The 20,558-nt window shown below is 30.7% G+C and carries 19 protein-coding genes; 12 read left to right on the top strand and 7 right to left on the bottom strand.

Annotation, left to right across the window (positions count from 1 at the left end; all coding sequences use genetic code 11):
• Positions 1-99 precede the first annotated feature (99 nt).
• The 5 genes from NLJ00_RS07680 to xrtF all read right to left on the bottom strand — a co-directional run bounded on the left by NLJ00_RS07680 (position 100) and on the right by xrtF (position 4,006).
• Positions 100-444: a heavy-metal-associated domain-containing protein gene (locus tag NLJ00_RS07680; protein WP_256636791.1), complete on the bottom strand. Its 345-nt coding sequence runs from the start codon at positions 442-444 to the stop codon at positions 100-102.
• 27 nt (positions 445-471) lie between these two features.
• Positions 472-2,478, bottom strand: coding sequence for a TonB-dependent receptor plug domain-containing protein (locus tag NLJ00_RS07675; protein ID WP_256636790.1), 2,007 nt, complete (start codon positions 2,476-2,478; stop codon positions 472-474).
• 113 nt (positions 2,479-2,591) lie between these two features.
• On the bottom strand, positions 2,592-2,990 hold the full coding sequence (locus tag NLJ00_RS07670) for an HYC_CC_PP family protein (protein WP_408611647.1): 399 nt from the start codon (positions 2,988-2,990) through the stop codon (positions 2,592-2,594).
• A gap of 43 nt (positions 2,991-3,033) precedes the next feature.
• The gene (locus tag NLJ00_RS07665; RefSeq protein ID WP_256636789.1) at positions 3,034-3,480 is read right to left on the bottom strand and encodes an exosortase F system-associated membrane protein; all 447 of its coding nucleotides are present in this window, start codon (positions 3,478-3,480) and stop codon (positions 3,034-3,036) included.
• The gene (gene xrtF / locus NLJ00_RS07660) at positions 3,470-4,006 is read right to left on the bottom strand and encodes an exosortase family protein XrtF (RefSeq protein WP_053470046.1); all 537 of its coding nucleotides are present in this window, start codon (positions 4,004-4,006) and stop codon (positions 3,470-3,472) included. The genes NLJ00_RS07665 and xrtF overlap by 11 nt, the downstream gene beginning before the upstream one ends.
• 71 nt (positions 4,007-4,077) lie before the next feature.
• Between xrtF and NLJ00_RS07655 the strand changes: the two genes are divergently transcribed.
• From NLJ00_RS07655 to NLJ00_RS07620, 8 genes are all read left to right on the top strand, one after another.
• A complete protein-coding gene (locus NLJ00_RS07655) occupies positions 4,078-4,533 on the top strand; it encodes a GAF domain-containing protein (RefSeq protein ID WP_256636788.1) in 456 nt (151 codons plus the stop codon).
• Between the two features lie 35 nt (positions 4,534-4,568).
• Positions 4,569-5,264, top strand: coding sequence for a toxin-antitoxin system YwqK family antitoxin (locus NLJ00_RS07650; RefSeq protein ID WP_256636787.1), 696 nt, complete (start codon positions 4,569-4,571; stop codon positions 5,262-5,264).
• 217 nt (positions 5,265-5,481) lie between these two features.
• Positions 5,482-5,748, top strand: a complete 267-nt coding sequence (rpsO, locus tag NLJ00_RS07645) for a 30S ribosomal protein S15 (protein WP_007804772.1) — start codon at positions 5,482-5,484, stop codon at positions 5,746-5,748.
• A 178-nt stretch (positions 5,749-5,926) separates the two neighbouring features.
• Positions 5,927-8,062, top strand: a complete 2,136-nt coding sequence (locus NLJ00_RS07640; protein ID WP_256636786.1) for a polyribonucleotide nucleotidyltransferase — start codon at positions 5,927-5,929, stop codon at positions 8,060-8,062.
• Between the two features lie 261 nt (positions 8,063-8,323).
• Complete coding sequence (locus tag NLJ00_RS07635; RefSeq protein ID WP_256636785.1) at positions 8,324-9,127, top strand: hypothetical protein; 804 nt, start codon at positions 8,324-8,326, stop codon at positions 9,125-9,127.
• 19 nt (positions 9,128-9,146) lie between these two features.
• On the top strand, positions 9,147-11,909 hold the full coding sequence (locus tag NLJ00_RS07630) for a TonB-dependent receptor (protein WP_256636784.1): 2,763 nt from the start codon (positions 9,147-9,149) through the stop codon (positions 11,907-11,909).
• 18 nt (positions 11,910-11,927) lie between these two features.
• Positions 11,928-13,100: a DUF4249 domain-containing protein gene (locus NLJ00_RS07625; RefSeq protein WP_256636783.1), complete on the top strand. Its 1,173-nt coding sequence runs from the start codon at positions 11,928-11,930 to the stop codon at positions 13,098-13,100.
• On the top strand, positions 13,088-14,764 hold the full coding sequence (locus tag NLJ00_RS07620; RefSeq protein ID WP_256636782.1) for a hypothetical protein: 1,677 nt from the start codon (positions 13,088-13,090) through the stop codon (positions 14,762-14,764). Before NLJ00_RS07625 ends, NLJ00_RS07620 begins: the two co-directional genes overlap by 13 nt.
• An 89-nt stretch (positions 14,765-14,853) precedes the next feature.
• Here the strand turns inward: NLJ00_RS07620 and NLJ00_RS07615 are convergent, their stop codons facing one another.
• Positions 14,854-15,453 (bottom strand): CDP-alcohol phosphatidyltransferase family protein, encoded by a 600-nt coding sequence (locus tag NLJ00_RS07615; RefSeq protein ID WP_256636781.1) that lies wholly within the window; start codon positions 15,451-15,453, stop codon positions 14,854-14,856.
• Between the two features lie 12 nt (positions 15,454-15,465).
• Positions 15,466-16,299 (bottom strand): LA_2272 family surface repeat-containing protein, encoded by an 834-nt coding sequence (locus NLJ00_RS07610; RefSeq protein WP_256636780.1) that lies wholly within the window; start codon positions 16,297-16,299, stop codon positions 15,466-15,468.
• A 103-nt stretch (positions 16,300-16,402) separates the two neighbouring features.
• On the opposite strand from NLJ00_RS07610, the gene NLJ00_RS07605 reads away from it, so the two are divergent.
• From NLJ00_RS07605 to NLJ00_RS07590, 4 genes are all read left to right on the top strand, one after another.
• Positions 16,403-17,365 (top strand): hypothetical protein, encoded by a 963-nt coding sequence (locus NLJ00_RS07605; protein ID WP_256636779.1) that lies wholly within the window; start codon positions 16,403-16,405, stop codon positions 17,363-17,365.
• A gap of 206 nt (positions 17,366-17,571) precedes the next feature.
• Positions 17,572-17,964 carry a hypothetical protein gene (locus tag NLJ00_RS07600; RefSeq protein ID WP_256636778.1) on the top strand — a complete coding sequence of 131 codons (393 nt, stop codon included), beginning with the start codon at positions 17,572-17,574 and terminating at the stop codon, positions 17,962-17,964.
• Between the two features lie 305 nt (positions 17,965-18,269).
• A complete protein-coding gene (locus NLJ00_RS07595) occupies positions 18,270-19,802 on the top strand; it encodes a tetratricopeptide repeat-containing sensor histidine kinase (RefSeq protein ID WP_256636777.1) in 1,533 nt (510 codons plus the stop codon).
• 1 nt (position 19,803) lies between these two features.
• Positions 19,804-20,550 carry a LytR/AlgR family response regulator transcription factor gene (locus NLJ00_RS07590; RefSeq protein ID WP_053470033.1) on the top strand — a complete coding sequence of 249 codons (747 nt, stop codon included), beginning with the start codon at positions 19,804-19,806 and terminating at the stop codon, positions 20,548-20,550.
• Positions 20,551-20,558: the final 8 nt, after the last annotated feature.

Here is a 20,558-nt window from a genome sequence, read left to right as displayed (position 1 = left end):
GAAATTAACAATTATTTACCTTAACCACAATTAAAAGCCATATTTTAAAGATAAATTAACTATATAAAAAAGCCCGAAGATTAACTCGGGCTTTTAAAATTATTTTTCTCTCTCGTACTTACAGCAAGAATGAAGATTTTCATAATCGGCATCTGTGGCTTTTACTTCTTTTGTATCATGTCCTACTTTTGCAATTGCGGTATTCAAATCCTGTGGAGAAGATTTTTCTTCGTTTAAAATCACAGTAAGCTGATGCGTGCTAATATCCCAGGAAGCTGTTTTTACACCCGGAACTCCAAATGCAGCTTTTTCAATTCGTTTTTTACATTGTTCACAGTTTCCGTTAACTTCTACAGTATATTTTAAATTCTTATTTTTTTTAGTCTGCGCCTGAGTCGAAAATCCTAAAAAAGTCATCATTGCTATTAAAATCAAATTTTTCATTGTCTATTATTTAATGTTATAAATTTATTATTTTATCTTAAATCGTAATCCGGCATAATACATCTGCCCAAAAATTGGTGCATAAGCAACCGAAGCATCAAAATTTGGTCCGAAAGGATCATTTGCTCCTAAAATCGCTTTTTGCTGTTTGTAATTTCCAATATTTTCCCCTCCTATATATACCTCAAAAACTGACGAGAAAACCCTTGTAACCTGAGCATTCATAACAGCATACGAAGGCGAGAAATCAGGAAACTGGTCTTCAGCAGGATTTGACGCTGTGTACGGAAGCTGTTGTTTTCCAGACCAGTTAAAAGTATAATCAAACTTCCATTGTTTATCATTGTTCAACGTTGTTTCGTATTCTAAATTTCCAAGAAAACGATGTTTCGCCTGCAGCGGACGCTGAAAAGTTCCTCTTAAATAATCGGTTTGTATGTCATAATATTTATAAGCCGTTCTTAAATTTAAGTTGTGAATTAACTCGTAATTGAATTCTACCTGAATACTATTGGCAAAAGAACTTCCTTTTAAATTATAAAACAAAACTTCTTGCGGACTCTGCATTAAATCTACAACGGCCTGATTTTGAAAATCAGTTCTGTAGATATCAAATCCGGCATCGGCATTTTTACCGAAAAGTTTAAATTTCTGCGAAAAACTAACTCCATAATTCCATGCAATTTCCGGATTTAAACCATAGATTTTTCCGCTGTTATCTAAAATTGAAAATGTTCTTGAACTGGCAAAAAGCTGTTGATTCTCGGCAAAAATATTAGCCGAACGTTTTCCTCTTCCGGCAGAAAAACGAATTACTGTATTTTTCCAAGGATTGTACCTAACATGAAGTCTCGGCGTAGCAAAAAAGCCTAAACGGTTATGATTGTCCACTCTTCCTCCTAAAATTATACTGAAATTATCGGTATTGTCATATGTATATTCAAAAAACGCCCCAACCGAATTATCGATTCGACTGTAATCTGTAACATTTACAAATTCCTGATATTGATCGTATGAAAAATTTAAACCAGTTGTAAATTTATGCTTCGTATTATTGATAATTGAATTGAAAATTAAATTCGAATAAAAACTATTCTGCTTAATATCATATTGATTTAAACCAAAATACGAATCCTGTTTATGGCTGTTGAAAGCATTTTGAAATCCAATGCTTTGATAAGGCATATCTTTAAAAACATAACCTATTTTTGTAGACACATCAAAACGTTCTGTATTGATTTCTGAACCCCAATGATTTGTAGTTCCGCGATCACGGTCTTTATCAAAATCAACTTCTCCAGTTTGCTTTTTATCATTCATGTATCTGAAATTGATAAAACTTACCAAACCGCTTTCTGGATCATAATATTGATATCGGTTTAAAACATTAATTTGTTTCCCTAACGGATTATCTAAAAAACCGTCATCGTTCATGTCGTTTTTTGCAACACGCGTATTTCCGTGAACAAATAGACTTGTTGCCCATTTATCAGATAACTTTTTATTAAAATGTGTGTTTAATTCAAATCTTGAATCAGTTGATCCGTAGGCATTCAGGAAAAACGGAATATCACTTAACGGTTTTAAAAGTTCGGTATTTATTTGTCCCGAAATACTTTCGTAACCATTAATAACGCTTCCTGCACCTTTGGTAATCTGAACACTTTCAATCCAGGTTCCGGGTGTAAATGATAAACCGTAAGCTTGAGACGCTCCGCGAACCGAAGGAATATTTTCTTCGGTAATCATTAAATACGGACTTGTTAAGCCTAGCATTTTTATTTGTTTCGTTCCTGTTAAAGCATCAGAAAAATTGACGTCAATTGACGGATTTGTCTCAAAGCTTTCGGCAAGATTACAACATGCTGCTTTTAAGAGTTCTTTACTCGTAATTAAAGATGTATTTGCGGTAACGGTATAGGATTTTGTAATTCCTTTTTGCTTTTTTTTGACTTTTACTTCCTCTAAATTTTCTTGTGAAAACATAGAAACCGAAAGTAAAAACATCGCAAAAAGCATGATATTTTTTGGCATAAAAAAAGATTTTAATGTTATTTAGAAATTCTGTTTTGGGTTTCTGTAGAATAAGAAACACTAAAACATTCATTGCAAGCCATAGAAAGAAGGCTTGATTCTAAACATTAAAATCAGGAATAAAAAATGTATTGATTGTATAATTTGAATAAAGGGGGCGCATTCGCATCTGAATAATACGAAATAACCTGATTGTTTTTGAAGTTTGGAATGGACAAAAACGCAATTGGTTTGTATTCCTGAATTACAGCCGGAAATGCAAGCTGGAAAAAGAAAACCTTAAAAGTTGCATCGCTTGATTTTTTTTCAAATTTTACAACTTTGTCCTTGCAGCAAGATGATTTTTTCTCTTTTTCACCACAGCATTTTTTCTCTGGTGATGCCGAAGCTGAAGTATTTAAAGAAACGGAAGCTATTTTTCCTCCGCAGTAATGCACATCAAAAGCAAACCCAATGTTGGAAACCAACAATAGGAACGCTAAAAATAAAACTGTGCACTTTTTTCTCATAATGCAAAAGTATTTAAAAAGAGTCAGATAAAATTTAAATGAAATGTTATTTTTTTAGATTTTGAAGCTGATAGTAAAATGCCGGAATAAACAAAAGTACAAATATAGGCTGAATGATAAATCTTCGAACATAAAACAAGAGCCAGCTTTTCTCCGGAAAATATTCGACAATTATAAAAAACATTGCGAAAAGAACGACTGAAAAAAAAGCGTATAAAAAGGAACTGAAAATTAAAATTCCTTTGTCTCTAAAAAGGGTATAAATTAGAATAAGTGATAGCGCAGTATTTAAAGCAAACCGAAGTAAAAGGTTCAGGAATAGTTTTAGCGAATCGACTTCTGGTAATTTTATATTATTAAAATCCTTTTCAAAATAATCTAAAAACGGATCATAAAAGAGCATATTTTCAAAAGCCCGAATAATTCCAAAACAAAAAATAACAAGTACCGAAATGAAAATTTTCGTTTTTTCTTCTCTTATTTTATTTAGCATACTTCGAAAATTTATTAACCCAGATAATCCATAAAATAAAAACGGTTCCGTAAATAATTAACGGAAAAAGAACGCCGTGCAAAAGGTGATTTTTTTCCGGAAAATGAAATAACAAAATGGTCAATAAAGCGATTCGGGCAATATTTAAAAGATAAATAAACACAATCCCGAAAAGGATATAATATAAGGTAACTTTAAATTTCCCCGAAAAAGCGAGCACGAAAGCAATAAACAAGATAATAACGCTTACCGCATTGCATCCTTCAATAATTCGAACGATATAATGATTGTTATATAAAACTTCTAACCAGGAACCGGAAAGGCTTTTTTGAACTTTTATATCAAAATTAAAAGCATGAAGCAGCTGCTCAACATTGCGGCCAACCAAATTTGTAATTCCGTCGACTTCATCAGCTTTAAAACTGTTCAAATAAAATTTATATAATAGCGTTAATGCAATATAAGCTGCAAAAAAAGTACCTATAAAAATTAAAAACGGCTTGAATTGGGCTAGATATTTTTTCAACAGATTTTTTTTTCAAATTTATGTATTTTTTGAGTTCAGCTTTAAATACTTTTGTATAAAATTTTCAAATCATGACATTTCAAGAATTACAACCAAAAATAAGCGCTATAGTATCTGATAATAACAAAGTTAGAGACAAAAAACTATTAGCTGTCTGCCAATTATTAAACGAAAATGTAGAATATTACAACTGGGTTGGTTTTTATTTTGCAAATCACGAAAACAAAACACTTCATTTAGGCCCTTATGTAGGTGCAGAAACTGATCATACTGTTATTCCTTTTGGAAAAGGAATTTGCGGACAAGTTGCCGAAAGCAATGCCAATTTTGTTGTGCCAGATGTAAAAGCACAAGACAATTATATTGCCTGCAGTTTAACTGTAAAATCAGAAATTGTTGTTCCACTTTTTGTAAATGGAGTAAACATTGGTCAAATTGATATTGACAGCCACGTAATTGATCCGTTTACAGAAGCTGACGAAAGATTTTTGGAGTTTGTTAATCAAGAAGTTGCTAAGTTATTCTAGAAGAGCTATTTTTAATGTATAAAAAATAGATCTGAATGAAAAAAAATGTATTCATCATATTTCTTCTTATAAGTTCAGTCAATCTATTTGGGCAGATTAATGTTGTTTCAAAGAAAATTTTCCTTGACTCCTTAAATCGTGAAGCTACTCCCGAAAACTATGTCTATACCAGAGTAATTACTAATTATTCTCAAAAAAGCGCGCGCTACGTTGTAACCGATTTTTACAAAAACGGAAGAAAGAAAATGACGGGCTGTACTTTAGACAGAGACATTTTAAAAAAGGATGGCGAGTTCATTTGTTATTTCAAAAATGGATCTAAAGAATCTGTTGTAAATTATTCTGATGATCATAAAGTAGGCAAAGAGATTAATTGGTACGAAAACCAAAGTAAAAAATCCGAGAAACAGAATTCGTGGAATCCTAAAACCAAAACATCTCAAACTTTAATTCTTAATTTTTGGGATGAAAATAAAAATCAAACTGTAGTTGATGGAAATGGAGAATATGAAGAAACCGATAAGTTTGTAACTCAAAAAGGAATTATCAAAAACGGTTTAAAACAAGGTGTCTGGGTTGGAAACGATGCTTTACGCAAAATTTCATTTACAGATAATTACGATCAGGGAGTTTTAATTTCTGGAACAAGCATAGACGAAAACAATGTAAAACTTTCTTACTCCTCCTTAAATGAGAAACAAATGGGTAAAAAAGTTGCAAAATCAAAATAGGTTTTAGTTTATTAATTAACCTTCAAACGAATCACAAATAGCTGAATTTGAAATCAAACTAGTTCAAAATCAATAAAAAAGGATTATTTTTACCTGAATTTGATTAATTATTAAAATTTTCAAAGTTTAAATTTATTTTTTCGGAAAAAAGATGTAATTTTGCACCCGTCTTACAAAAGTTGTCTGACATACATAAAAATCATTAAATAATATTGGAATGTATTTAACTAAAGAAAAGAAAGAAGAGATTTTCGCACAACACGGTGGTGCAACAAACACTGGAAGCGCAGAAGGTCAAATTGCATTGTTCACTTACAGAATTTCACACTTAACTGAACACTTGAAAAAAAATCGTCACGATTACAACACTGAGCGTTCTCTTGTACTATTAGTAGGTAAAAGAAGAGCTTTGTTGGATTACTTGAAAAAGAAAGAGATCAACAGATATCGTGAGATTATCAAAGTATTGAATATCAGAAAATAATCAATATAGAAAAGAGGTGCGAAAGTGCCTCTTTTTGTTTTTACATATTGTATTTAATTACAAGCATATTACAAGAAAAAAAGTTTGGTTTTTCATTGGGTTTTAGATTACAACAACTACACACAACAACACTACAACACAACTAAAACCCATTGTATAATCAATAAGGAAAAAATTTATGATTCCACAATTATTTGTAGAAAAGATCGATTTAGGTGATGGCAGAAGCATCACAATCGAGACAGGACGTCTAGCTAAACAAGCAGATGGTTCTGTAGTAGTAAGAATGGGCGACACAATGATTCTTGCAACAGCAGTTTCAGCTCGCACATCAAACCCAGGCGTTGATTTTTTACCGTTAACGGTAGATTACCGCGAAAAATTCGCAGCAGCAGGTCGTTTCCCGGGAGGTTTCTTCAAAAGAGAAGCACGTCCAAGCGACAGCGAAGTATTAACAATGAGATTAGTTGACCGTGTTTTACGTCCGCTTTTCCCAGACGATTACCATGCTGAAACACAAGTTATGATTCAGTTAATGTCTCATGACGAAGAAGTTATGCCAGACGCTTTAGCTGGTTTAGCTGCATCTGCAGCATTAGCAGTTTCAGACATTCCATTTTACAACTTAATTTCTGAAGTACGTGTTGCACGTATCGACGGAAAATTTGTGATCAACCCAAGCAGAGTAGATTTAGAAAAATCTGACATCGATATGATGATTGGAGCTTCTATGGATTCTGTTGCCATGGTTGAAGGTGAGATGAAAGAAATTTCAGAAGCTGAAATGGTTGAAGCAATTAAATTTGCTCACGAGGCTATTAAAGTTCAAATTCAGGCACAATTACGTTTACAGGCTGCTTTTGGTAAAAAAGAAATTCGTACTTACGAAGGTGAGAAAGAAAACGAAGAAATCTATAAAAAAGTAAAAGCTGCTGCATACGATAAAATTTATGCTATTGCAAAAGTTGGCTCGGCTAAACACGAAAGAGGTACTGCATTTGCTGAAGTAAAAGAAGAAGTTAAAGCTTTATTTACTGAAGAAGAATTAGCTGCTGACGGTGATTTAGTTTCTAAATATTTCTACAAAACAAACAAAGAAGCTGTTCGTAATGTAGTATTAGAATTAGGTGTTCGTTTAGATGGTAGAAAAACTACAGATATCAGACCAATTTGGTGTGAAACTGATTATTTACCAAGAGTTCACGGTTCATCTTTATTTACTCGTGGAGAAACTCAGGCTTTGGCAACTGTAACTTTAGGAACTTCCAGAGAAGCAAACCAAATCGATTCTCCATCTGAACAAGGCGAAGAGAAATTCTACTTACACTATAACTTCCCTCCTTTCTCAACTGGTGAAGCAAAACCACTAAGAGGAACTTCAAGAAGAGAAGTTGGTCACGGTAACTTAGCTCAAAGAGCTTTAAAAAATATGATTCCTGCTGATTGTCCTTATACAATTCGTGTTGTTTCTGAGGTTTTAGAATCTAACGGTTCTTCTTCTATGGCAACAGTTTGTGCTGGAACAATGGCTTTAATGGATGCTGGAGTTCAAATGGTAAAACCAGTTTCTGGAATTGCTATGGGATTGATTACTGACGGAGAGAAATTTGCTGTATTGTCTGATATTTTAGGTGATGAAGATCACTTAGGAGATATGGACTTTAAAGTAACCGGAACTGCTGACGGTATTACAGCTTGTCAAATGGATATTAAAATTGATGGTTTACGTTACGACATTATGGAGCAGGCTTTAGGGCAGGCACGTGAAGGACGTTTACACATTTTAGGAAAATTGACTGAGACAATCGCTGCTCCAAGAGCTGACGTAAAAGCTCATGCACCAAAAATTATTACCAGAACTATTCCTGGAAACTTTATTGGAGCATTAATTGGACCTGGTGGAAAAGTAATTCAGGAATTACAAAAAGCTACTGGAACTACTATCGTAATCAACGAAGTTGATGAGCAAGGTGTTATCGAAATCTTAGGTACAGATCCTGCCGGAATTGAAGCGGTATTAGCAAAAATTGCTTCTATTACTTTCAAACCAGTATTAGGAGAAGCCTATGAAGTGAAAGTAATTAAAATGCTTGATTTTGGAGCTGTTGTAGAATATACTGCTGCGCCAGGAAACGAAGTATTACTTCACGTATCTGAATTGGCTTGGGAACGTACTGAAAACGTTGCCGATGTAGTTAATATGGGAGATGTGTTCCAAGTGAAATACTTAGGAGTTGACCCTAAAACTAAAAAAGAAAAAGTGTCTAAAAAAGCACTTGTTCCAAGACCTCCACGTGAGGACAAAAAAGAGTAATCAGATCTTAGTTTACTAAAGGTTTATTCATAGAAAACCCCAATTCATTTAGTTGAATTGGGGTTTTTAAGTTTTTAAATCTACTTTCCAACTAAAAATACACGGCTAAAAGACTAGACTACAACGTTTTCAGGAAACACATTATAGATTAAATAATGTTGTTGGTTTAAAAATCAATGTTGTTGGTTTAATTTATTTTTTTGTTAACCTTCATTAACATAGTTTTATATAGAAAACAGCTGCATAAAATTAAAAATATTGATGAAAAAGGATATTGGAAGATCAAAAATTAAAACAATATTATTTATTATCTCTTTTTTTAAACTCAAACTATATTGTAAAAACCTACCATTGAAAATTACAAATTACTCAACACTAATTTTCATCCTGCTATTACTTTCAATCAACAGTTTTTGTCAGACTAATGTAAAAAAAGACGTTTCTAATTACTTAGATAAAACAATTGGCAAAGAAATTTTAAACATCAATAATGGCAAAATTCATATTGATCCTTATAATTTAAAAAATACTAACAACTATTATTTAAATAAAAACTTCGTTAACGGATCTGTTTTTTACGATAATCAATTATATGAAAACATTCTTGTAAAGTATGACATATACAAAGATGAACTTGTTAAATCATTTGAAAACAATAACACATTTGGCATAACTCTTATAAATGAAAAAACAGATTATTTTTTAATTGATGATAAGAAATTTGTAAATATTGACAATAAATATAAATACCCGAAAGCAATCACCGGTTTCTTTGAAGAAAAATATTTAGGCAAAAATATTTCCTTATATATTAAACACATTAAAACTGCCAAAGAAACCATTATTGAAACGACTTTATATACTGAGTTTAAAGAATATAATAATTACCAGCTTCTTTATAATTCAAAATTTACATCTGTAAATACACAAAAAGAAATCCTCGCAATATTTCCTCCGCTAAAAAAAGAGATAAAAGAGTTTTACAAAAAAAATAAAATTCAAGAAGAGACAAATCCATACCAGTTCAAAGCAGATTTGATAAAATTTATTGATAACAATTTATAAGCTCTATTCCCAAATCTAAATGAAAAAGTACTTTATCTTCTGTTTATTTTTCTTGCTGCCAATTGTTCTCTTTTCTCAAGAAAAGAATATTTCTATAGAATATTCAAATGTTACACGAAAAAAAGCTCTTGAAATAGTCGAAAAAAACACTTCTTTCCATTTTTATTTTGAGGATCAATGGTTATCTAATAATGAACTTATATCAGGAGAATTCAAGGATACCTCTATTTCAGTAATTTTAGATGCTATTTTTAATAACACTACCATAAATTATATTATTGACAAAAACAATATTATTTTAAGCAATGGCCTTTTAATATCAAACACGATAACAGAGGATTATTTTAAAAATACTGATAACTCAAATGTTAGTAAAAAGCCGAATTTACAAATTGTTCCTATTTACAATAAGCAATATCTGAATGATTCTAAGAAAGATTCAGATTCAATTATTTCTCTTGGAAGACAGTCGTTAATAAACGAATCTCAATCCTATACACTTTCAGGCTATATTAAAGACAGAGCTTCAGGAAAACCAGAATATAATATTACTATTAAAGTAAAAGGCAAAGATATAAGTACAACAACTGATGAAAATGGTTATTATAGCTTTAGAGTTCCTGCTGGCATTAATATAATTGAAACACAATCTATTAAACATGAATCAAAGACTAAAAAGATTGTACTTTACAACAACGGAAAAGTTGATTTTAATTTAGACGAAAATGTGAATGCGCTTAAAGAAGTTGTCATCGAAAATAAAAGAACAAGAAATACAACTTCGACAGTTACAGGTCTCACAAGCATTGATATCGAAAACATCAAAAACGTACCTTTAATTTTAGGCGAAAGAGACATTTTTAAAGTCGCTACAACTCTCCCGGGTATAAAAACAGCCGGAGAAGGCTCTGCAGGATTTAATGTACGCGGAGGAAAAGACGATCAAAACTTGTTTTTACTAGACAATGCTTCTTTATACAATCCATCTCACTTTTTAGGTTTCTTTTCTTCTGTAAATCCTTTTACAACAAAAAAAGCCGATATCTATAAAGGAAGCATTCCTGCTGAATTTGGAGGACGTCTTTCTTCTGTTTTTGATATTAAATCTAAAAGTGGAAATACCGAAAAAGTTTCTTGTGAAGCAGGAATTGGCCCCGTAATGAGCAATGTTACTCTCGAAATTCCGATAGTAAAAGGAAAATCAAGCTTATTGTTTGGCGGCAGAGCAAGTTATTCTGACTGGATTTTAAAGGCTATTAAAGATCCTGAATTAGATAACAGTCAAGCTTCTTTTTATGATTTGCTTTTAAAATACAATCATCAAATTACTGCAAAAGATAATCTCGAAACTTCTTTATATTATAGTCATGATAAATACAGCATCAATTCAGACTCTATTTATAAATACAGCAATTTATTAGCAACCGTAAAATGGGATCATGATTTTAACACAAAAAATAAATCTTCATTTATTGTTACTAATAGCCAATATAAATTTAATATTGATTACGATTCTCAGCCTGAAAAATCATTTGATTACGGTTATAAAATCAATGAAACTCAGTTTGTTTTAAAAATGAGGTACAATCTCAATGAAAAGCACTCCTTTAATTATGGCGTTAGCAGCAAAATATACAATATTAACCCTGGTTTCCTAAAACCAACAAGCAGTGACTCTCAAATTAAAAACAAAACACTTGAAAAAGAAAAAGCTTTAGAGTCGGCTTTGTTTTTTACCGAAAATTATAAAGTCAATGACAAACTTTTAATTGATTTAGGTTTACGTTATTCTTTTTATTCGGCACTTGGTCCTTCTACCCAAAACATCTATCAGGATGATCTTCCTAAATCTGAAAGAACTGTTATTGACAGCAAGACCTACACCAGTAATGAGTCCATAAAAACATATGGAGGTTTTGAACCCAGAATTTCAGCTCGTTATTTTATACTTCCGGATCTATCCATAAAAGCAAGTTTTGACAGAACGTACCAATACATGCATTTACTGTCCACAAATACGACTCAATCACCAATGGATGTATGGAAGCTTTCAGATTTAAATACTAAACCACAATCCTCTAATCAATTTTCGCTAGGGATTTTCAAAAATATAATTCAAAATTCATTAGAACTAAGTATAGAAGGTTACTATAAGCGTTCGAAAAATATTCTGGATTATAAAGTTGGTGCCGAATTGTTTTTGAACGAAAACATAGAAACTGAACTTCTTCAAGGTGAAGGAAAAGCGTATGGCGTTGAATTTTTGATCAAGAAAGAAAAAGGAAATTTTAATGGCTGGTTAAGCTATACTTACTCCAGAGCTTTAATAAAGCTGGACAGTAAATTTGATGCTGAAAAAATAAATAGCGGAGATTATTTCCCCACAAATTATGATAAACCACATGATTTTAGTGCCATTTTAAACTATAAATTCACCAAGAGATATAGTTTATCAACTAATTTTGTTTATCAAACCGGCAGACCGGTTACTTTTCCAATTGGATCTTATGATTTTGCCGGAGAGAGTTTTACGTTATATAGTAATCGCAATCAATATAGAATTCCAGATTATTATAGATTGGATATTGGTCTTAATTTTGAAGGAAATCACAAAATAAAAAAACTCGCTCATAGTTTCTGGAATCTTTCTGTTTATAATGTTCTGGGCAGAAACAATCCTTATAATGTTTATTTTGTTACCGAAGACAGAAAAATCAAGGCTTATAAAACATCGATTTTTTCTGTTCCAATTCCAACAATAACTTATAACATTAAATTTTAATTCATTTATCACAGCAATATGAATTTATCAATAATCAAAAAAACAACATTGATCCTTTTTGCATCTGTCATCCTGGCAGGCTGCACGGAACAATATGTATATCAAAATCAAGATTTTGAAGATGCAATGACTGTTGAAGCCACATTGACAAACGAATTAAAATATCAGGAAATAAACATTTCAAGAACAAGACTTCTTAACGACACCATAAAAATTCCCGAAGCTGGAGCTAATGTTACTGTTGTTGACAGCGATAACAATGTATTTCAGTTTAGCGAAAAAAATGGAAAATACATTTCTGAAAATGAATTTAAAGTAGAACCAAATAAAAACTATCAATTAAAAATAACAACTAAATCTGGAAAATCATATGTTTCTTCACCAGAAGTTTTAACTACGCCAAATATTATTGATCTTGAAGCAACAGCTGCAGAAAAAGATGGCGTTAGAGGTGTTGAGGTAAATGTTAAGAGTTTTGACCCAACAAATACATCTAAATATTATCGCTATGAATATGAAGAAACTTATAAAATAATAACTCCGCATCCTATTGAAACTCGTATTAAATTAGTACAGCAAAACGGCCATTACAGCTACGTAAAAGTTCCTGTTCAAGAAAATATTCAGGTTTGTTATACTACTAAACACTCTACAGGAATCAAACAAACCAATACGACCGATTTGAGTGAAGATCGCGTAAAATATCCTATTCGTTTTATTGCTGACACAGATTATATGCTGACAAATCGTTACAGCATAATAGTTTCTCAATACACGCAAAGTCAAGGTGCTTATGATTATTATTATACATCAAAAAAAATGATTGATTCAGGAGAAATATTATCTCCAAATCAGCCCGGATATGTTGTTGGAAACATAAAATCAACAACAGATTCACATGAAAAAGTTGTGGGCTATTTTGAAGTTGCATCTGTGACCAAAAAAAGAATCTTTTTTAGCTTCAAAGATTTTTTTCCTTCCGAAAAACCAACCGAGTATTTTACAACCTGCAATGCCAGACTCTTCTATTTTTATGAGATCGAAAAGGACAATTATGACTTGATTAAAACACATGATTATATTGGCGATGGTCCTGGGTTTGGTCCTTCGGGATTTTATATGGTCGAAAAAGAATGCGGAGATTGTACATCATTTTCTTCTAACGTAATACCTTCATTTTGGGAAAATTAAATATAAAATTAGCTTTTCTGCTGTTATTAGTAAATTTCACTTATAAAGGTAGTGCTCAAAATAATACTGTTTTGGGTACAGAATCATTATTAGTTAAAACCAATACCTCGGTAGTCTTAACCGGCGAAACACTATATTACCAATTATACTGTTTAAACAAAACAACCGTATTTTCTGACATAAGTGAAGTGGCCTATTTAGAAGTAATTAACAATCGTAAAGAAAGTATATTTAAAACTAAAATTAGTTTAAAAAACGGAATTGGATCTGGTGATTATTTTATTCCAACAACATTAACAACAGGAAACTATAAACTTATTGCTTATACGAGCTGGATGTTGAACAATAGCCAAAATAACTTTTTTGAAAAGGATTTTACCGTTATAAATCCGTTTGAAGAACATATCAATATGATTATTGATAGTATATCTAAAAAACCTGAAGTTTATAAAAACACATCTGAGGGAATTGTTTTAAACCTTGACAAAGAAAAATATTTTAAAAGAGAAAAAGCCACACTTGTAATACCAAAAACACTGGATAAAGGAAATTATTTTTTAAATATCAGAAAAATAGATTTTATACCTACAAACTCAAATAATGAAATTATTAATACTGATATCAATTTAAAACAAGAGATAAAAGTACTTCCAGAAACAAGAGGCGAAATTATAACGGGGTATATAACTTCAAAAGCTGCAAACGCTAACTTAAACTCTAAAATAGTTACACTATCGATTCCGGGAAAAAATTTCATTTTCAAAATAACTAAAACAAACAGCAGCGGAAAATTTACTTTTTTAATAGATAAACAAACCAGTGCATCAAACTGTTATGTGCAATTGTCTGAATCTGATAGAGAAAATTATGCTATTACAGTTGATAAAACACCAAGTCCGGATTTATCAAATTTAATTTTTTCTAATAAAACAGCTATTTCTCCTAAAAATTTAAAAGCGATTCAAGAGCGCTCATTGGCAACTCAGGTAGAAAACGTTTATTTTTCACAAAAAAAAGACAGCCTTATTGATGCTGTTAATACCGATTTATTTTTTGAACCTACCGAGAAAAATTATGATCTGGATAGTTTTGAAAGATTTAGAACATTTAAAGAAACCATAATAGAAATTATTACCGAACTTAATTTTAAAGATTATAATCAAGTTCCTTCACTGTATTTAAGAAATTCCAGATTTAATATAACTCAATCTCCTGAACCGTGTCTGGTTTTGGTTGATGGGCTGCAAATTCAGGATATAAATACACTACTTAATTACAATGCTTATCAAATTCAAAGTATTAGCGTTGTGGACAGACCATATTGTTATGGCCCTAAAATATTCAACGGAATTGTTAGCATTATTACAAAAAATAACGATTTTGAGAGTATTTATACGGATAAAAATATTTTAAAAACGACGATTTTGAGACCTGAACCTGCAAAAGTGTATTTTGAACCAAAATATGAAATATCTAATACCCTAAACCGAGTTCCTGATTATAGACATCAATTACTCTGGAAACCTAATATAGCTCTTAAAAATAGTGAAATGGTGATCTCTTTTTACACGTCTGATATTGCCGGAGATTATGAAATCCTGCTGGAAGGAGTAAACGAAACAGGGAATTATATTCATTTTTATAAAACATTCAAAATTGAATAAATAAATCAAATTTCTTAAATAGAATATTTGGCTTATCTAAAATTATTAGCTAAAACCCCAATTTATTAATTGAATTGGGGTTTTCGGTTTTAATTAAAAAGCTTATTCTTTTTAAAAGGAATATTATTCCGAATCAAATAGGCATGATAACAGCTGGGAACATCAAATGTCCATTTTGGAAGAATTAAGATGATAAGCAAAACATCTATATGACCGACAATTCCAAAAATAATTGCTAAAGAAAAAGTAATTCCGGAATATCCAAAACCAATCATTCCAACAAAAGCAAGTAACAACGTTATTCCCCATAATTTAGAAAGAAACGCATGTGTACAGGTTTCTTTGCCAAATTTCATAAAGCTGAAAACATACGTCAATGCTTCCATTATAAAAATCAAAGCAATAGGGAATGCATTTTCTATTATTATTTCGGGGTTTAATATCCATGAACACCAGGCAACGCATAACCAAAAAACTAAATCTGTCTGACTGTCCATTCTTCGGAGTTTTTCTGAGGAAGTTCCTAGCCGGCGTGCAATAATACCATCAAAAATATCAGACAATAATCCTAAAAAGATTAAAACAACAAGTTCCGTTCTAATTTCGGTTCCAAAATTATAAGTCAGCATTATTAAAATTGGCCCTAATAAAAGCCTGAAAGCAATAAGCAGGATTGGTATATTTTTCATTTGTTTTATTTTTTATTTCTTAAACTGCCAGTTAAAAAAAGGAAGCTTACGTTTTCCGTTTGTGTTCCAAAAACCAAATTGCATTCCTCTCAAGTCTTTCGAATTATTAAATAATCCAATCTGAATTCCGTTATGTCGTCTGGAAACATTTGACGACCCAATTTGAATTCCATTTCCCGAATCAGAAATATTAGCTAAACCCGAAATACTCACACCAGAAAAGCTCTTTGTATTTAATATTCCTCCAACAGAGAATCCATTCATTTTATTCATTCCAGAAATTATCGAAATATTTATACCTCTTAATTCTGCACCTCCCGTAAATCCTCCCGAACTAATATTCAAACCATTTACCTTAATATAAGTATCTTTATGATCATCAAAAAAAGCTACGTTACTTATAACATTATCATTAATTCCCACTAAAAAAGACTCAAAAGGAACGTTAATTGAAATTGTAAATAAAGCCACTGACAGCGGACTGGCTTCGATATTTAATCCATTAATTGTTTGAAGTTTAATTTTTTCATTCTCATAATGACCTACTCCAAGAGCAAAACCATTTACTTTATTTACTCTTCTGGATATTGGAGACAGACTAAAAATCTTTATACTGTCATTTCTTAAATTATTATTAGATTTCCATCTGAAATAATGCAGATCAATATCTTTTCCATCAAATTCTAGACAAGGACTTTCTGAAATATTATTAACTAAGGTATCTGTGACTTTTGACGAAGCATCTTGTCCAAAACAAAAGCCAGTGAACAAGAAAAGACCTATAAATTGTATTCTGTGAAAACGGCCAAAAGAATTGGCGCTCATAATTTGATTTATAATTTTCATACTATTTCTTTTTAAAATTACAGGACAAACCTATTGCATTTATCACATATTGATTTGCGTAAAACAATAAAAAAATATATTATATTTGTGATTATCGCAAATTATGAAACATCAGGAATCATTTTTAAAAGCTATTAGAAGTAAAATTTCCAAGTCAAATTCTTTGATAGATGAGATTGCTTCTATCTTGGAAATCAGTTATGATGCGTCGCATCGAAGGATATCTCAAAAAAGTAAATTTTCTATTGACGAAACCATCAAACTGGCGAATCATTTTAATATTTCATTGGATAATTTATTTTCACCAAAAGAAAAAGTCATTGTTGAAAAAACGATCGAGATTGAATCCTTAAAAGATATGCTTCAATATTTTAAAGCATCAGCACAACAGGTTGAAATACTGACAAAAAACCCAAAAACAAAACTTTATTATTCGGCCAAAGATATTCCGTTGTTTTATTTTATGGACGGAACGATTTTGTCAAAATTCAAGGCTTTTGTCTGGCTGAATCTTCTAAACACAAGCCAAAAAAAAGTGTCTTTTGAAAACTTTGTTATTGAAGAATCTTTTACCGAATATATGCAGACCTTAAAAAAAGCATATGAAAACACTACCGTAAATGAAATTTGGAACGACACCACTATAAACAGCAGCTTGCAGCAGATTCTATATTTTTATGAAGCCGGCTTGCTAAATTTAAAAAATGCTAATGCTCTTTGTAAGGACTTAAAGAGAATAATAAGTTTAATACAGGCAAAATGTAATGACTCAAATAACAACTTTGCCCTTTATTATAATGAACTGATATTATTAAACAATAACATGCTCATAGAAACGGAAGAAAAACTAACTATGTTTGTTCCTTACACGCTCTTAGGGTATTTTATTACAGACAATGAAGACAGCTGTAAAAATGTGCATCAGTTTTTTAAACAGCAAATTAGCAACTCAATAGCTTTAGGGCAATCTGGTATTAAAGAGCAAAACCTTTTCTTTAATCGTGCTATTCGAAAAATAGATTATTATCTCGAAAAAATTAATTCGCAGGTTGACTTACTTTTCTAAAATAATAATTCATTTCTAGAACAAACCAATACATTTTTTTTTAGCTTGTTTTTTCCTTAGTAAAGTAAATTATAATATTTATTACTGATGAACGGCAATAAATAAATAATTTAACAAAAAAAACACGACAATGCTTATATTTTCTTAAAGAAATAAAATATCTTTAACCCACCAAAAATAAAATTATTAACCCTAAAAACCTTATTATGGACTTTAATGTCATTCAAATCACAAGAATTAACACCGCAGATTTTACTTTTACAGACACAGTGAACATCACTTTTCCTGTTCCTCCTTTGGCTTCGGCAAAAATTTACGATAATAACGGAGTTAAAACATTAAAAATCTGTGCTACTGTATACATTAACTCTAAAGATTCACAAAATCCGGTAGTTGGAACATTAACAGAACATGTTAATACTGTTGAAATCTATTTTGATTACGATTGGGATGAAGAAACACCAAATACTTATGATGTATGGTATGTTGAAATAGATTATACTTCTGAAAGCGTTGAAAACATTACTACTGTATTCTCATATTTAAGAAATATTGATCCTGAAACATCAAGAGGAACAGAGACATCTGTAGGTCGTTAAACCTCGCAATAGATATTTTACTAACATCGTTTATTGAGATTATAAATTATCCATTAAACGATGTTTCTTTATTACATAATATTTTCTTATTAAATTCTAAACAAAAATGAGTAATGCTTATTATTAGATTTTTTTTTAATTTCTTGATTCTTTGCTCCCCTTTCTTGTTGTTTTCTCAATCATCAAACAAACAATTAAACGAAGCACTAAAGAAAAAAGAGATTGAATTCAAAAACGAGTTGAATTTTAGCAAAGCTTCTAACTTTTTTATTAAAAAAAATTGGGACTCGACTTTGGTCAGTTCTATGAAACAATTAAATATTAATAAAAATAAAGAAGTCGCAGATTATTGCCACTTTTTTAGGGGATATAGTTTTATTGAAAAAAAATTATTCAAAGAAGCAAAATTTGAATTAAACTTAATTTCCAAAAAATTTACGTTCTATCCATTAGTCAATAAAAACTTAGGGGATGCTTCAATAGAATTAAAAGAATTTGAAAAAGCAATTATATATTTCAAAAAAATAGAAGACCTTAAATCCTTAAATCAACAAGGATTAAAAATAAGCCTTATTTATCAAAATTTAGGAATTTGCCATTTACATCTAAGTGATTTTATCAAAGCAGAAGAATATCTTTTTAAAAGTTTAGAAATTCTGGAAACAGAAAAAGACATTTCAAATTTATTTTGCATTTATAATGATATTGCCAACTTATACTATATTCAATATAAAGACCAGCAAGCAATACCTTATTTTGAAAAAGCATACGATTTATCAAAAAAAACAATTGATTTTGATATAAAGAGAAAAGCTTCATTAAACATGTCTGTCGTAGAAGAAAATAAAGGCGATTTTAAGAAGGCACTGTTTTACAGAAAAGAATCTGCTCAATGGAAAGATTCTTTAAACAATCAAAACAAAATTTGGGCTTTGGCAGATTACGAAAAAAAGTTTGCAGTAGCACAAAAACAAAAACAAATTAAAGTACTCGAAGTAGAAAATGACTTAAAAAATGCACAGCGTAATACCTTATTCTTTTCTTCAATTGGTTTATTGTTGATTTTAACCGGCGGTGTTTATTTATATGCACAAAAAGTAAAAAATGGTAAAACTATTTTGCGTCAAAAAAACAAACTTGACGAACTCAATGCTACAAAAGATCAATTGTTTTCGATTGTAAGCCATGATTTGCGTTCATCTGTAAATGCATTAAAAACCAGTAACTCTAAATTATCTGCCACGCTGGAAACGAAAAATTATGACGAATTAAATCAATTAATTATTCAAAACAGCGGTATCGCAAATGGTGCTTACAGTCTTTTAGATAATTTATTGCATTGGGCTTTGTTGCAAACCAAACAGTTGTATTTTCATAAAGAATCGGTTCATCTGCATTCTGTAATACAACAAATTGAATATAATTATAAGCCTTTATTGTTAGACAAAGCAATCACACTTGAGAATTCGGTTTCAAAAAACATATTTCTGTTTGTTGACCTTGATTCTCTAAAAATTGTATTTAGAAATTTATTAGACAATGCTATAAAATTTTCTAAAGAAAACGGACAAATAACCTTTTCGGCAAATGAACCAGATTCTGATTTTTGTCAGGTTATAATTCAGGATACCGGAATTGGAATGAATGAAAACACTATTAAAGAATTGCTTTATGAAGGAGAATTATTAGCTAAAAAAGGCAATTCAGAAATTATAGGAACTGGTTTGGGTTTACAATTATGTAAGCAAATGATCAAGAAAAATTCGGGAACGTTTGAAATAGAAAGCGAACTCAATAAAGGGACTAAAATGATATTAACATTCCCAAAAACTAAATGAAATGGATAATATTAATGTTTTAATTATAGAAGATACTTTAGAGCAGAGTGATGAACTTGTAAAAGTATTAGAGAAAAACAATTATAATGTTGCCGGAGTTGCCGTAAATTACACAGAAGCACTAAAACTTTTTTATGAAAAACCCGTTGATATAATTATAATTGATGTTTTCCTGGATGGAAAACCAGACGGAATAACTTTTGCAGAATCTATCAATATAATTCCGCACGCATCGAAACCATTTGTGTTTTTAACAAGCTCTCAGGATCGTCAGGTTTTTGAAAGGGCAAAACTCACAAGGCCTTTCAGTTTTTTAATGAAACCGTTTAATGAACTTGAAATTTTGTATGCCTTAGAAATGGCTGTCGAGAAATTTTATGAGCAGACAAATGTCTTTTTTAGCGAAGAACAAAATACCGTAATCAGTAATGATTCTTTATTTATTAAAAAGAAAAATTCCTTAAAAAAAGTATCTCTTGAAGACATTCTTTACATTGAAGTTGAAGAGCGTTACTGCAATATTATAACCGAGAAAGAAAAATTTGTAATTCTAATTTCATTGACTAAAATCAGCGATTTATTAGACAAAAATAAATTCATAAAAACGCATCGCAATACAATTGTAAATACGGATAAAATAGAAGAAATTATCCTGGCAGATAACCTTATTATTTTAAAAGGAAATCATAAAATAAACCTGAGTGATACCTACAAAGATTTTATAAAAAAAATGAATATTTTATCTTAGTAAAGATC

Source organism: Flavobacterium panici (genome assembly GCF_024499525.1).
Classification (GTDB): Bacteria; Bacteroidota; Bacteroidia; order Flavobacteriales; family Flavobacteriaceae; genus Flavobacterium; species Flavobacterium panici.
This window is presented reverse-complemented; position numbering and strand designations above follow the sequence as displayed.